The sequence below is a fragment of the Micromonospora sp. NPDC047753 genome, from assembly GCF_040642735.1.
Classification (GTDB): Bacteria; Actinomycetota; Actinomycetes; order Mycobacteriales; family Micromonosporaceae; genus Micromonospora.
The window spans coordinates 1-13,531 of sequence record NZ_JBEYSL010000157.1; the positions used below are offsets into that span (position 1 = coordinate 1).

At 72.2% G+C, this 13,531-nt stretch carries 12 protein-coding genes; 8 read left to right on the top strand and 4 right to left on the bottom strand.

The features are described from left to right. Positions 1-192: 192 nt before the first annotated feature. The gene (locus ABZ749_RS15650; RefSeq protein ID WP_357228097.1) at positions 193-1,473 is read left to right on the top strand and encodes a thymidine phosphorylase; all 1,281 of its coding nucleotides are present in this window, start codon (positions 193-195) and stop codon (positions 1,471-1,473) included. A 110-nt stretch (positions 1,474-1,583) separates the two neighbouring features. After that, positions 1,584-2,264: a DUF4272 domain-containing protein gene (locus tag ABZ749_RS15655; protein WP_355009505.1), complete on the top strand. Its 681-nt coding sequence runs from the start codon at positions 1,584-1,586 to the stop codon at positions 2,262-2,264. A 2-nt stretch (positions 2,265-2,266) separates the two neighbouring features. On the opposite strand, the gene ABZ749_RS15660 is transcribed toward ABZ749_RS15655, so the two are convergent. After that, on the bottom strand, positions 2,267-3,340 hold the full coding sequence (locus ABZ749_RS15660) for a putative RNA methyltransferase (protein WP_357228082.1): 1,074 nt from the start codon (positions 3,338-3,340) through the stop codon (positions 2,267-2,269). Position 3,341: 1 nt separating this feature from the next. Further along, the gene (locus ABZ749_RS15665) at positions 3,342-3,830 is read right to left on the bottom strand and encodes a MarR family transcriptional regulator (RefSeq protein WP_357228084.1); all 489 of its coding nucleotides are present in this window, start codon (positions 3,828-3,830) and stop codon (positions 3,342-3,344) included. Positions 3,831-3,887: 57 nt separating this feature from the next. Between ABZ749_RS15665 and ABZ749_RS15670 the strand changes: the two genes are divergently transcribed. Then, positions 3,888-4,346 carry a PPOX class F420-dependent oxidoreductase gene (locus ABZ749_RS15670; RefSeq protein WP_357228087.1) on the top strand — a complete coding sequence of 153 codons (459 nt, stop codon included), beginning with the start codon at positions 3,888-3,890 and terminating at the stop codon, positions 4,344-4,346. A gap of 52 nt (positions 4,347-4,398) precedes the next feature. Then, complete coding sequence (locus tag ABZ749_RS15675; RefSeq protein WP_357228090.1) at positions 4,399-5,472, top strand: adenosine deaminase; 1,074 nt, start codon at positions 4,399-4,401, stop codon at positions 5,470-5,472. A 2-nt stretch (positions 5,473-5,474) separates the two neighbouring features. Here ABZ749_RS15675 and ABZ749_RS15680 read toward each other — a convergent pair whose 3' ends face one another. After that, positions 5,475-5,768, bottom strand: coding sequence for a hypothetical protein (locus ABZ749_RS15680; protein WP_238690831.1), 294 nt, complete (start codon positions 5,766-5,768; stop codon positions 5,475-5,477). 502 nt (positions 5,769-6,270) lie between these two features. On the opposite strand from ABZ749_RS15680, the gene ABZ749_RS15685 reads away from it, so the two are divergent. The 4 genes from ABZ749_RS15685 (at position 6,271) to ABZ749_RS15700 (ending at position 11,393) form a co-directional block, all read left to right on the top strand. Continuing rightward, the gene (locus ABZ749_RS15685) at positions 6,271-9,924 is read left to right on the top strand and encodes a nitrate- and nitrite sensing domain-containing protein (protein WP_357228092.1); all 3,654 of its coding nucleotides are present in this window, start codon (positions 6,271-6,273) and stop codon (positions 9,922-9,924) included. Further along, positions 9,921-10,325: a roadblock/LC7 domain-containing protein gene (locus ABZ749_RS15690; protein ID WP_030329023.1), complete on the top strand. Its 405-nt coding sequence runs from the start codon at positions 9,921-9,923 to the stop codon at positions 10,323-10,325. The genes ABZ749_RS15685 and ABZ749_RS15690 overlap by 4 nt, the downstream gene beginning before the upstream one ends. Before the next feature lie 98 nt (positions 10,326-10,423). After that, positions 10,424-10,798 (top strand): DUF742 domain-containing protein, encoded by a 375-nt coding sequence (locus tag ABZ749_RS15695; protein WP_124820399.1) that lies wholly within the window; start codon positions 10,424-10,426, stop codon positions 10,796-10,798. Between the two features lies 1 nt (position 10,799). Next, positions 10,800-11,393, top strand: a complete 594-nt coding sequence (locus tag ABZ749_RS15700) for an ATP/GTP-binding protein (RefSeq protein WP_007455465.1) — start codon at positions 10,800-10,802, stop codon at positions 11,391-11,393. A gap of 273 nt (positions 11,394-11,666) precedes the next feature. Here the strand turns inward: ABZ749_RS15700 and ABZ749_RS15705 are convergent. Continuing rightward, positions 11,667-13,531 (bottom strand): transposase (locus ABZ749_RS15705; protein ID WP_357228095.1); only part of this gene is annotated, 1,865 nt, incomplete at its 5' end.

Sequence of the window (13,531 nt, forward strand, 5' to 3'; positions counted from 1 at the left end):
CTGCTCGACGCCTGCGTCGACGAGTTCCGCGAGAACGAAGACCTCCCCAACACCACCAACCCCGACGACTGGGCGCGCATCTCCGGCAAGAAGGGGTCAGGCTTGATCCCTCCGCCGGGCACGGTCGGCCCAATCCCTCGGTGCTCGCTGTCCGTGGGTCGGGATCTGCACACGACTAAGAAAGATCATTTGATGAGTGCTTTTGCTGCTGTTGACGTTATTCGGGTCAAGCGGGACGGCGGTGTGCTGTCGGACGCGCAGATCGACTGGGTGGTCGACGCGTACACCCGGGGGGTTGTCGCCGACGAGCAGATGTCGGCGCTGGCGATGGCGATCCTGCTCAACGGCATGACCGGGCCGGAGATCGCTCGGTGGACCGCCGCGATGATCGCCAGTGGTGAGCGGTTGGACCTGTCGGCGGTACGCCGGCCGACCGTCGACAAGCACTCCACCGGCGGCGTCGGCGACAAGATCACTCTGCCGCTCACCCCGCTGGTGGCGGCGTGCGGCGCGGCCGTTCCGCAGCTGAGCGGCCGGGGTCTCGGGCACACCGGCGGAACGCTGGACAAGTTGGAGTCCATCCCGGGCTGGCGGGCCACTGTGAGCAACGACGAGTTCATCGCCCAGCTGGACGAGGTCGGTGCGGTGATCTGCGCGGCCGGTGCCGGGCTCGCCCCCGCGGACCGCAAGCTGTACGCGTTGCGGGACGTGACCGGCACCGTGGAGGCGATCCCGCTGATCGCCAGCTCGATCATGAGCAAGAAGATCGCCGAGGGCACCGGGGCGCTGGTCCTCGACGTCAAGGTCGGCTCGGGCGCCTTCATGAAGTCCGTCGACCAGGCCCGCGAGTTGGCGCGCACCATGGTTGAGCTGGGCGGCGCGCACGGGGTGCGGACGGTCGCCCTGCTCACCGACATGTCCACCCCGCTCGGCCTGGCGATCGGCAACGCGGTCGAGGTGACCGAGTCGGTCGAGGTGCTGGCCGGTGGGGGACCGGCGGACGTGGTGGAGCTGACCCTCGCACTGGCCCGGGAGATGCTCGACGCCGCCGGTCTGCCGGAGGCCGATCCGGCCGCGGCGCTGCGCGACGGCCGGGCCATGGACTCCTGGCGGGCGATGATCCGGGCGCAGGGCGGCGATCCGGACGCGCCGATGCCGGCGGCGGCCGAGGTGGAGGTGGTCCGCGCGGAGCGGGACGGGTACGTCGCGGCCATCGACGCGTACGCGATGGGGGTTGCGGCGTGGCGGCTCGGCGCGGGCCGGGCGCGCAAGGAGGACCCGGTCAGCGTGCCGGCGGGTGTTGTCCTGCACAAGCGGCCGGGTGACGAGGTGCGTGCCGGTGACCCGCTCTACGAGCTGCGCGCCGACGACGCGACGCGGATTCCGGCCGCGCTGACCGAGGCCGCGAACGCGGTGCGGATCGCGTCGACGGCCCCGGCGGCGACGTCGTTGATCATCGAACGCGTCGGCTGATCGATCCGGCGTCGCCCTGGCGTGGTGCCGGTCACGTGGGAGCGCTATTGTCGCAGGCCAAGGGGGGACAACCGGCCTTGCGCCGGCGCGAGCAGACAGGAAGATCCGCCGTGAGCGTTGCTGCCCCCGACCCCCGTGAGGTGCGCGAGGCGAGCCTGGACGAGCTGTCCCGGCTCGGCCTGCCGTTGCCGCCGGCCCAGTTTCCCCTCGTCTGGGAGCCGGGTGATCAGATCGACCTGCGCCCGACCGTGGAGATCGAGGCGCGGATCGCGGTGCTGCACCTGATCCTGGCCCGCTGTTTCGGGATGCCCCCGCAGGCCGCGATGAGCTGGCTGCTCGGCTCGCACCTGGTCGACATGGTCACCCCGCCGGAGTGGCAGTTCGTGATGGGCGGCAAGGGCGACCACCGGTCGTTCGTGCTGCACCACGACGCGCTCTTCGCGCTGGCCTGGGTGCTCGGGCTGAGCAAGCAGCTCGACCCGACGCTGGCCGTCGACGAGCGGCTGGTCGAGCGGCTGCCGCACATCGTCGACGGGGAGACCTTTTCGCACTGGCGCTCCCGGATCCTCACGGCGCCACAGCATCCGGCCGACGCGGCAGCCCTGCTCGACCTGCACTACTGCCTGGACTGGGCGTACCTGGAGACCGAGCGCGGCGGCCGGCGGGCGCCGGGCCTGGTCGACGCGAACGCGATCGGGCAGCGGCGTTGGGCGCTGGAGTGGGCGGTGATCCTGCGCGGGCCGTACCACGACGAGCCGCCCGGCTGGGAAGAGGTCGACCTCTCCACCTGAGGTCAGCGAGGTCGCAGGACGTCGAGCCGGACCGCCACCGTGACCCGGACCGGTTCGGGTAGCGCGGCCAGTCGGGTGGTGAGCGCGGCTGCGTCGGTGTGCCAGGCGCTGGGGCCCATGCCGACCACCGTGGCGACCTCTTGCCGGGTCAGTGCCAACCCGGCCCGGTGCACTGCGGAGCTGACCAGCGTGAAGTGCCCGCCCAGGCTGGCAGCCACCCGGTCGGCCTTGTCCGGGTCCACCCGCAGCAAGTTGAGGGTGTCCACCAACTCGGCGAGGTGGTCGGTGTCGGGCGTGACCACCAGCAGCGTGCCGGCCGGGTCGAGCACCCGGTGGAACTCCGGGCCGTTGCGCGGGGCGAACACGTTCAGCAGCACGGCGGTCGAGGCGTCCGCGAGCGGCAGTCGCTGCCAGGTGTCGGCGAGCGCGGCGGCGGCCCGGGGATGCGCGCGGGCCGCCCGGCGCAGCGCCGGCTTGGACACGTCCAGGGCCAGACCCACGGCGTCCGGCAGCGCCGCCAGCACCGCGCCGAGGTACCGGCCGGTGCCGGCGCCGGCGTCCACCACGAGGGGGTACGCCCCGAAGTCGGGCGCCGGCGGCTCGACGTCGGGCGCCGGCGGCTCGACGTCGGGCGGCGGCGGCTCGACGTCGGGCGGCGGCGGCTCGCCCCGTACCTGCGGTGTCGGGTCCTTTGCTCTGCACCCGCCGAGGCGACGGCTCGGCGGGGAGACCGTCGCTTCGGCGGGTGCAGAGCAAAGGGTGGGTGGAGCGGGTGCTGGGTACGGGGCGTCCGTCGCGCCGAGACGGCTGACAGCGTCCGTCGCGGCCGCGGCGAGCGCGGCCGAGATGACGTCGTAGTGCCCGGCGGCCTGGAAGTCCGCGCGGGCCGCCACCATGTCGAAGGTGTCGCCGACGTGCGGGGCGCGACCGGTGAGCAGGTTGACGTAGCCCTGGCGCGCTATGTCGAAGCTGTGCCGGCGTGGGCAGCGCAGCGCCCTGGCGGTGCCGGCTGTCGCCTCGGCCAGTGCCTCGCCGCAGACCGGGCAACGCAGCCGGTCGAGGATGCGGGGGTCCACCTCAGGCCTCCCGGTCGTGCCGTGCGGCCGGCGCCCGCCCGCCGAGGTGGTCGACCACCCGGTGGGTGAGCGCGCCGAGCGCGTCGATCTCCGCCTGCGTGAGCAGGTCGATCAGGTGCCGGCGGACGGCGGCCACGTGGCCGGGGGCGGCGGACTCGATGGCCTGCCGCCCGGCGGCGGTGAGGACGACGACCGAGCCTCGGGCGTCGTCGGCGCACTCCTCGCGGGTCACCAGGCCGCGCTGCTGCATCCGGGTCAGGTGGTGGGAGAGCCGGCTGCGCGACCAGAGCATGCGGTCCGCCAACTCCCGCAGGCGCAGCCGCCCCTGAGGTGTCTCGGAGAGGTCGGAGAGCACGTCGTAGTCGGCCTCAGAGAGGCCGGCGTCCTGGGTCAACTCCCGGGCCAGCTCCAGGTCGAGCAGCCGACGCATTCGGCGGTAGCCGCGCCAGGCGCGGTCCTCCCGTTCGTCCAACCACCGGGGTGCGTCCATCCGTCGAGTCTAACGCTTTCGTTGACATGTCATCGATATGCCCCTAGATTCGATGACATGTCAACGAGTTCTCCCCAGCGGCCTGGCGCGCCGACCGCCGCCGCTGGTGAACGGCTGTGGGAGCTGTTCGGTCAACGGGGGCGCGGAGTGCTGGTCACAGTGCGCCGGGACGGGCGGCCCCAGCTGTCCAACCTCGACTACCTGGCCGAGCCGGGGTTGCTCCGCTGCTCCACCACCGGCGACCGGGCGAAGGTCCGCAACCTGCGCCGCGATCCCCGCGCCAGCTTCCACGTCACCACCCCGGACGGCGGCGCGTACGCGGTCGCGGAGGGGGCCGTGACGCTCAGCGAGCCGGCCATGGCCACCACCGACGAGACGGTCGACGAACTGGTCGAGGTCTACCGCCGGATTCGCGGTGACCACCCGGACTGGGCGGACTACCGGGCCGCCATGGTCGCCGACGGGCGGTTGGTGATCCGCCTCGACGTGCACCGGGTGTACGGCTGGCGGCCGTGACGCCCGGCCGGTCCCGTACCCGTCCTCCAAGGCCGCTGACTAGGGTCTGAGCATGGTCGCAACTATCCGGTACGAGGACATCGTCAAGGTCCCGAAGGCGCTGCTGCACGACCACCTCGACGGTGGGCTGAGGCCGGCGACGATCGTCGACCTGGCCGCCGAGGTGGGCCACGAACTGCCCACCACCGACCCGGAGGCGCTCGGACGCTGGTTCGCGGACGCGGCGGACTCCGGCTCCCTGGAGCGCTACCTCGAAACGTTCGCGCACACCGTGGCCGTCATGCAGACCGCGCCCGCGCTGCGTCGGGTGGCCCGCGAGTGCGCCCTGGACCTGGCCGCCGACGGCGTGGTCTACGCCGAGGTGCGTTTCGCCCCGGAGCAGCACCTGGAACGGGACCTCAGCCTGGACGAGGTGGTCGAGGCGGTGCTGGCCGGGTTCGCCGAGGGCACCGCCCAGGCGGTCGAGGCGGGCCTCACCATCCGGGTGGGCACCCTGCTCACCGCGATGCGGCACGCCGCCCGTTCCCAGGAGATCGCCGAACTGGCCGTGCGGCACCGGGATGCCGGGGTGGTCGGCTTCGACATCGCCGGCGCCGAGGCGGGTTTCCCGCCCACCCGGCACCTGGACGCCTTCGAATACCTGCAGCGGGAGAATTTCCACTTCACCATCCACGCCGGCGAGGCGTTCGGTCTGCCGTCGATCTGGCAGGCGATCCAGTGGTGCGGAGCCGACCGGCTCGGCCACGGGGTGCGGATCGTCGACGACATCGCCCCCGACGGCTCACTCGGCCGGCTGGCCGCGTACGTCCGGGACAAGCGGATCCCCTTGGAGCTGTGCCCCTCGTCGAACGTGCAGACCGGCGCGGTGGCCTCGATCGCGGACCACCCGATCGGCCTGCTGCGGGACCTGCGCTTCCGGGCCACCGTCAACACCGACAACCGGTTGATGAGCGACACCTCGATGTCGCGGGAGATGTCGCTGCTGGTGGAGACGTTCGGCTACGGCTGGAAGGAGTTGCAGTGGTTCACCATCAACGCGATGAAGAGCGCCTTCATCCCGTTCGACGAGCGGCTGCGGATCATCGATGACGTGATCAAGCCGGCGTACGCGAAGTTGCTGCCCTGAGCTCAGCCGTGTGGGTGGCCGGCGAGCAGCCCGGCCACCCGGCGCAGCACCTCCCGGGCCCGGGCCGCCTCCGCGCCGAGGCCCATCTGCCGGCGCAGCACGGCCGGCTCGGCCCGTAGCAGCGTCACCCCGCGCCGAATCAGCACCCGGGGCGCCTTGCGCTGCTCGGACAGGTCACGGGCGAGTCGGCGCAGGAAGGTGGCCCCGCGCGGGCGTCGCAGCGCGTACGCCCCGGCGAGCAGGCCGCGGCGACGGCACTCCTCGACGATCTCGGCGGCGAAGATCCCTTCGGCCACGAAAAGTGGCGATCCGGCGACATCAAATGGCCGGGTGGCCACCCGCCGATCAGCGCCGATCGCATAAACCGGCACATCGGCTCGGCCCTCACGGGCAAGTTGGGCAATGATTTCCACCGCACTGAGGGCGTCCCAGGAGTGCGGCGATTCCCAATCCACCTGGCCGTTTCGTCTCGGCAACGTAGGGTCATCGCCGTCTTTGTAGAAGTCGTCCAAGCAAAGCACCGGCAAGCCGGTTTGCTGCGCTATGTACGACTTTCCGGACCCCGATGGGCCGGCCAGTAGGACAACTCGGTGCGGATGTTCCATTACCTTCAGTTACTCCGGCCAGACAGACTGCTATCAAATCGCATCAACATCTCATCACACCTTCGGTCTGGGACAACCTGGGCTTTCTTCTTGTCGACCGGCGTGATGGAATCTCGGGGGTCCGACCCGCCGGGTCGGTCGCTGGGCGTTGCCCGGGGCAACGCGTTCAAGCTGTAATCGCGAGGGCGGTGACGTGAGCAAACGGCCAAAGACGGCGGGCTCCTTCCTGTCGCGGCTGCGCCGGCCGGCCAGCCGGCTCCGGGACATGCCGATCTGGTCCAAGCTCGGTCTCATCATGATCGTGCCGACCATCGCCACGGTCGTGGTGGGCACCAGTGGTCTCATCGACCACGTGGAGACGCTCAACAATGCCAACCGAGCTGGCGACCTGGCGAATCTGTCGAGCTATTCAGGTGATCTGGTCGACACCCTCCAGGACGAGCGGACCGCCGCCGTGCTGCTGCTGGGTGCGGACGGAACGCAGCCGACGGCGCAGTACCAGGAGGCCTACAACCGGGTGAACTCCCGGGTGGACCAGGCAGCGGCCCCCTACCGGCAGCAGCGGGCCGAGGTCGAGGACCTGCCGGGCAGCCTGGAAGGTCTGCTCGACAGCATCGACCAGAACCTTCAGGACCTGTCGGGCGTCCGCAGCCAGGTGTTCAACGGCAAGCTCGCGCTCACCGAGACCGTGCAGGCGTACGAGGGCCTGATCAGTGACCTGCTCGCCATCCGCGACTCGTCCACGCAGCTCGCCGGTGACAACCAGCTGAGCGACCGGATGCGCGCCGCCGCGGCGGTCGCCCGGGAGAAGGAGTTCCTCGCCGTACGCCGGGTCGTGGTGCACCGCGCGCTGGGTGTGAAGGGCGGTCAGCGCCTGACCCCCGCACTGCGTCGGGACTACGTCGCCAGTGACACCGGCCAGCAGCAGGCCCTGCAGAGCTTCAAGGCCGTCGCCACCCCGGACGACGCCAAGTTCCACGACCAGACGGTCGCGGGCGGCGACCGTCGGCAGGCACAGAACTACACCGGCTGGATCGACGGCAACACCACCGGCAACATGCGCGGTGCGCCGTTCGGCCCGGATCAGTGGGAAGCCGCCATGACGGCCAACGCCAAGCTGATCCGCACCGTCGAGGTGAAGCTCGACAGCGAAGTGGTCGACCAGGCCGACGCGCTCCGCTCGGACGTCCAGCGCCAGGTCTTCCTGGAGACCGGCCTGCTGCTCAGCATGCTGCTGCTGGCCATCCTCTTCGCCTACCTGGTGGCCCGCTCGATGGCCCGCTCACTGCGTGAGCTGCGGCAGGGTGCGCTCTCCGTGGCCCAGTACGGCCTGCCACAGGCGGTGGCCCGTCTGCGCGACCCGCAGGTCGTCGGGCAGCTCTCACCGGTGCAGCTGGCCAACCAGATCGCCGAACCGCTGCCGGTGCGCAGCAAGGACGAGTTCGGCCAGGTGACCGAGGCGTTCAACGCCGTCCACCTGGAAGCCGTCCGCACGGCCGCCGAGCAGGCGGCACTGCGTGCCTCCGTCGCGACCATGTTCGTCAACCTGGCCCGTCGTTCCCAGATCCTGGTCGACCGCCTCATCGGGCACCTCGACCGGCTGGAGCGCGGCGAGGAGGACCCGGACCGGCTGGCCGAGCTGTTCCAGCTCGACCACCTGGCCACCCGGATGCGCCGTAACGACGAGAACCTGCTGGTGCTCGCCGGTGCCGACTCCACCCGTGTGCAGCGTGAGCCGGCCGCTCTCATCGACGTGCTGCGCGCCGCGCAGTCCGAGGTCGAGCACTACACCCGGATCGAGTTCGGTGTCATCGACCGTGACATCGAGGTGGCCGCGCACGCGGTCAACGACCTGGTGCACCTCGTCGCGGAGCTGTTCGACAACGCCACCGCGTTCTCCCCGCCCGACTCGCAGGTGATGGTCGAGGCTCGCCGGGTCGGCGACCGCTCCTCGCTGTACGTCGAGGACCGTGGCATCGGCATCAGCGCCGAGCAGCTGCACGACCTCAACGAGCGGCTCGCGACGCCGCCCCAGGTGGACGTGGCCGTGTCCCGGATGATGGGCCTGGTCGTGGTCGCCCGGCTAGCGTCGCGGCACGGTGTCCGGGTCGAGCTGCGCCCCGGCAGCGATCGCGGCACTGTCGCCGAAGTGAGCCTGCCCACCTCGGTGCTGGTGCCCCGGGCGCTCTCCGGTCGGGTGCAGCAGCCTCCGGCGCTGCCGGCGGCCGGTACTCACCAGTTCGGTGGCCCGCAGTCCGGTGCTCCCCAGTTCGGTGGTCCGCAGTCCGGTGGGCCCGCGCCGGTCTTCGGCGCGCTGCCCGCGCTGGGCAACGGTCCTCGCCCGAGCGAGTCCGGCAACCAGGTCACCCTGGGCGGTCGCCCGTTCGACCCCGCGACGCGCAACGGTGCCGGCACCCCCGCCAACGGCGGCGCGTACCGGTCGATGCCGGCCTGGTCCGACCTGACCGGCGCGGCAGGGACGAACGGCGTCAACGGCGGCGACGGGTTCACCCCCCGGTCGGCCAACGGCCACGGCATCGACCCGCTGCCGCAGCGCCGGGGCGGGGACGAGACCCCGACCACCGACCAGCAGCCGACCATTCCGCGTCAGCTGCCGAGCAGCCCCGAGGCGCATCCGTACTCGGCGCCGCCGGTCTCGGCGCAGCCCTACTCCGGTGCCCCGGTCTCCGCCTCGCCGGCCTCCGGCCAGCCGTACTCCGGGCAGCCCTACTCGGGTGCTCCGTACGGCGGCGCGCCGGTGTCCGCCGCTCCGGCCTCCGGGCAGCCGTACGCCGGTCCGCCGGTGTCCGCGTCGCCGGTCTCCGCCTCGCCGGCGTCCGGTCAGCCGTACGCCAACCAGCCGTACTCGGCGCCGCCGGCCTCCAGCCAGTCGTTCAGCGGCTTCGCGCCCCGGTCCGCCCCGCCCGCGCAGGCACCCAACGCCCCGGCGCCGCCGGCCTGGCCGCCAGTGCCGGGCAGCGACCGGGACACGGCCACCCCGCCGGTGCCCGAGCGGCTCGCCGCCGCGCTGGACATGACGACGGAGCTACCGCGGGTGCCGCGACCCGGCGAGCAGCCGGCCGCAGCCCAGCCTCCGGCTCCTGCGCCGACCCCGGCAGCAGCGTCGGCGCCGGCTCCGGCTCCGCAGACCCGGCCGACGCCGCAGCAGCCGCAGGCGCAGAACCGTCAGCGGTACGCGGATGAGACGATGGAGCTGCCGATCTTCCGGGAGCTCGAGTCGGCCTGGTTCCGTACCCGTCGCCCGGGCTCCGAGGAGACCGCGGCCGGCGCTCAGCCAGCGACGAACGGCGACTCCGCGACCCAGCAGTTCGCCACGGTCGAGGCCACCGGTCGGGCAGTCCACAAGACACCACCCGGGACGACAGGTAACACACCGATGGCAGACACTCCGACGGTCGGAGGAGCGCCGCGGGACAACGGCTCCACAGCGAACGAGGGCACCCGCCCCAGCCTCGCCGAGAGCCTGCCGAACCGCCGGCCCCAATCGCAGAGCAACGGCTGGCAGACCGCCGCTGACGACGGCTGGCGTGCTGCCTCCGCGGCGGCCGGCGCGGCGCCGGTGAGCGAGACCACCACGACCGGTCTGCCGAAGCGCAAGCCGATGGCGCAGCTGGTACCTGGTGCGGTGGAGAAGCCCACCACCTCGGTCCAGCGGCGCTCCCCGGAGGCGGTTCGTGGCCTGCTCTCCGCCTACCACCGGGGCGTGCAGCGAGGGCGTAGCACCTCGGACAACCCGACCAGCCCGGAGGCGACTCCGGGAGGGCAATCCTCGCAGTCTGGCTCAGGCCCGGTGGCCGGGAGCGGGCAGAAGGAGCAAGAAGGATGACAACTACGCAGGATCTTGGTTGGCTGCTGGCCAACTTCGCCGACCGGGTGCCCGGCGTCGCGCATGCGGTCGCCGTATCGGCGGACGGCCTACTCCTCGCGTCGTCACGGGATCTGCCGCGCGACCGGGCAGACCAGCTCGCCGCGATCTCATCGGGTCTGGTCAGCCTGACCCAGGGGGCAGCACGCTGCTTCGAGGGAGGCGCGGTGTTGCAGACCGTCGTGGAGATGGACAATGGCTTCCTGTTCCTGATGTCCATCTCCGACGGCTCGTCCTTCGCCGTGCTGGCAGCCCGCAGCTCCGACGTGGGCCAGGTTGGCTACGAGATGGCGCTGCTGGTCGACCGGGTGGGCGACGCGCTGACCCCGCAGCCGCGTGCGGCTGCGGGCATGCTGGGCTGACGTCTCGCCGATCGTGAGGTCGGCACGACTTCAACAACGACAACGACGGGTTTCACCGGTGGGAGCCGGTAACGGGTGCGAAGGAGGTGAGCGGCGAGATGGCCGATCGTGACGAACCAACCGGAGCGTTGGTCCGTCCATACGCCGTGACCCGTGGTCGCACCCGTCCCCGGCTCGACATCGCGCTGGAGGCGCTCGTCGAGACGACGGTGCGCGGCCGTACCGCTGCCAATGGCAACGGTGGTGGCCGCGAACACCAGTACATCGCCGCGCTGTGTGACGGTCGCGTGCAATCGCTCGCGGAGATCGCGGCGCGGATGCAGCTCCCGCTCGGTGTGGCCCGGGTGCTCATCGCCGACATGGCGACGGACGGCCTGGTCGCGGTCCACGAGCCGACCATTTTGGACGACTCCGACGACGCGGTGGGCACTGAACTGCTGGAGAGGGTGCTGAGTGGACTTCGCAGGCTCTGACATGTCGCACCGCCCGCCGAACCCGAGCGGCCGCGTGACGTCGGCGAAGATCGTTATCGCCGGTGGATTCGGCGTCGGTAAGACGACGCTGGTCGGCTCGGTCTCGGAGATCACGCCGCTGACCACCGAGGCCATCATGACCTCCGCTGGCGTGGGCGTCGACGACACCCGGCAGGTGCCGGGCAAGACGACGACCACGGTGGCCATGGACTTCGGCCGGATCTCGATCGACCGTGACCTGATCCTGTACCTGTTCGGTACGCCGGGTCAGACCCGTTTCTGGTTCATGTGGGACGAACTGGTGCGGGGTGCGATCGGTGCGGTCGTGCTGGTGGACACTCGCCGGCTGGCCGACTGCTTCGCGGCGATCGACTTCTTCGAGCACCGACGCCTGCCGTACCTGGTGGCGATCAACTGCTTCGACGGGATGCAGTACCACGACCCGCAGGACGTCCGGGACGCCTTGGCGATCTCGAGCGACGTGCCGGTGGTGGCCTGCGACGCCCGTAACCGGGAGTCGACGAAGCACGTGCTGATCTCGCTGGTCGAGTACGTGCTGACCATGCGCCGTACGCGCGCCGTCGCCCCGGCCTGATCCGGGACGCTGCACGCCCCGGTGGTGGCTCCGGCCGCCATCGGGCGCTGCCAGCCGCCCGGGTGAGTGCCCCCGCGCTGGCTCGTCGCACGGACGAGCCAGCGTGCCGCTGAGCCGCCTCCTGACGATCCTGGAAGCCGTCAGCCCCGTTCCGGGGCACCGGCCACCCACCGTCCTCACGAGGCGGCTTCTGCGTGCCCGGGGAGATCGCCCCGCACAGACGTAAGCGCCCCCAGCCAGCCGGCTGGGGGCGCTTACGCGTGTGCGAAGGGGTCAGGACTGGTAGCCCGCCGAGCGGTACTCGTACTCCCGGTCGTCGTCGCGGTCCCCGTGGTCGCGGCTGAAGTCCCAACCGCCGGCCGCCTCGCGACCGGGTCGACCACCCACTGCGAAACCGCCGATCTCCTGGCCGCGACGCCAGCCCCGGAAGTAGCCGGTGGTGTTCTCCGCGAGGCTTGCCGCATCACGCACTATGCGCAATGGGCGCTCCTCGCGCAGCGGCGAACCCGGCACCAGGTTGGCCTGCGGCACGCGCTTCGGCAGCCCGGCGTTGGTCTCGGCGCCCACCGCCGGACGGGCGGCCTGCTCCGCGGCCTGCCAGCCGGTGTCGGCGGTGGTCGACCAGTCCAGGTCGGACTCCTCGGCCTGCCCGACGAACCAGGCCGACTTGGCCTGCGCGAAGATCAGAAGATCGCCGTCGCCCTCGTCGGCGACCGGCGGCGGCCGGTGCTCCATGGGCGGTGGCCGGTGCTCGACCGGTGGCGACGGCCGGTGCTCGGCGGCGCGCTCGGTGCGGGCGGCCGCCCGGCCGTTGCGAGCGGCCTGCTCGCGGTCGACCAGGCGCAGCGGCGGCGTCTCCAGGTGCTGGTCCGCGGGAGGGTTGAGCCCTTCGCGCAGCGCACGGTCGGCCAGCGGCGGCGGCTCCACCAGCCGCAGCATCGGCGGCTCCGGCGGCAGGTCGTCCGCCAACCACGGCGGGGTGACCCGACCGTCGGCCCGACCCGGATCGGTCGGGGCTTCGACACCGCGGCTGCCGCCGTACGAGTAGGCCACCGGGTTGTTCGGTGAGCTGTCGGACGGGTCCTCCGGGTTGTTGACCAGCGGCCAGTTCGCACGGGAGCCGGGCGGTGCGGCCTCCTGCCCCGGTCGGGGGGTCGGCACCGGAATGCTGAGATCGGTGGCGCTGAACCCGCCGGTGGGTGGCTCGTCGACCGGGCGTTGCAGGTGGCTCGGCCGGGGCTCACCGTTGGTCTTGGGGCGGGGCGGAATGACCGTCCGCTGCCGCTCGGCCCGCGCGTTGTTGATGGCCGCAGTGGTCAGCGTCGGCCGGAACGGCTCACCGGCCTCGGCCGGCGGCACCATGCCTCGCTGCGTCGGCGCGATCGGGGTGATCCCGGGCGGCGGAGGCGGCGGCGCGGAGACGGGCCGGTTGGTCGGGCCGTCGATCCGGCTCGGAAGCGGCTCGCTGCGACTGGGCAGCGTGGACGGCGGCGGACCAGCCATCGCCGCCGGAGTCATCGGCGCGGGTGCGACCGGCGGCGGCGTGACCGGCGCGGGGGCGACCGGCGGCGGCCCGAGCGGGCGGGGCGACGCCAACGGCGCGTTACCGGGGATCGGCTCTGGACGGCTGCGCCGCCCGACAGCGGGTGCCGGGTCGGCGGCGGGCGGGGTGGGCCGGACCGACCGCAACCCGGCGTTGGTGCCGGCGAGGCCCGTCAACCCGGCGTTGGTGCCGGCCAGGCCCGTCAACTCGCCGACGGACTCGCCGCGGCGGGCCGCAGCCCGGCGGCCGGGGGCCTGGACCGGCGTGCTGACCCGCGAGCTGAGCGCGCTTACCAGCGCCTCACACCCGGCGTCGCAGGCGCGTACGGAGGCGACGGCCTGGCGGACCGTCTCGGCCACCGCGGACGTGAGCGCCCGGTTGACCGCGGCCCGTCGGGGTGTCTCGGAGATGGCGACCCGAAGGGCGGTGACCGCCTCGTTGATCTCCTCGGCATCGGCGACCCCGTCCGCGGCGAGGTGCGCGGCGATGGCATCCGCAGCGACCGACACCTCGCGGCCCCGGGCCACGGTGCCGCCGAGCATGCCCGGCTCGGGCAGCGCGTCCAGCACTGCCAGAGAGACCGGCTCGGCCGGGT

What these genes read in the sequence shown, in the direction of transcription:
- ABZ749_RS15665 (WP_357228084.1), bottom strand. Translation starts at nt 3,830, where the DNA reads ATGGACGCACCCCGGTGGTTGGACGAACGGGAGGACCGCGCCTGGCGC.
- ABZ749_RS15675 (WP_357228090.1), top strand. Translation starts at nt 4,399, where the DNA reads ATGGTCGCAACTATCCGGTACGAGGACATCGTCAAGGTCCCGAAGGCG.
- ABZ749_RS15670 (WP_357228087.1), top strand. Translation starts at nt 3,888, where the DNA reads ATGTCAACGAGTTCTCCCCAGCGGCCTGGCGCGCCGACCGCCGCCGCT.
- ABZ749_RS15650 (WP_357228097.1), top strand. Translation starts at nt 193, where the DNA reads ATGAGTGCTTTTGCTGCTGTTGACGTTATTCGGGTCAAGCGGGACGGC.
- ABZ749_RS15700 (WP_007455465.1), top strand. Translation starts at nt 10,800, where the DNA reads ATGTCGCACCGCCCGCCGAACCCGAGCGGCCGCGTGACGTCGGCGAAG.
- ABZ749_RS15690 (WP_030329023.1), top strand. Translation starts at nt 9,921, where the DNA reads ATGACAACTACGCAGGATCTTGGTTGGCTGCTGGCCAACTTCGCCGAC.
- ABZ749_RS15695 (WP_124820399.1), top strand. Translation starts at nt 10,424, where the DNA reads ATGGCCGATCGTGACGAACCAACCGGAGCGTTGGTCCGTCCATACGCC.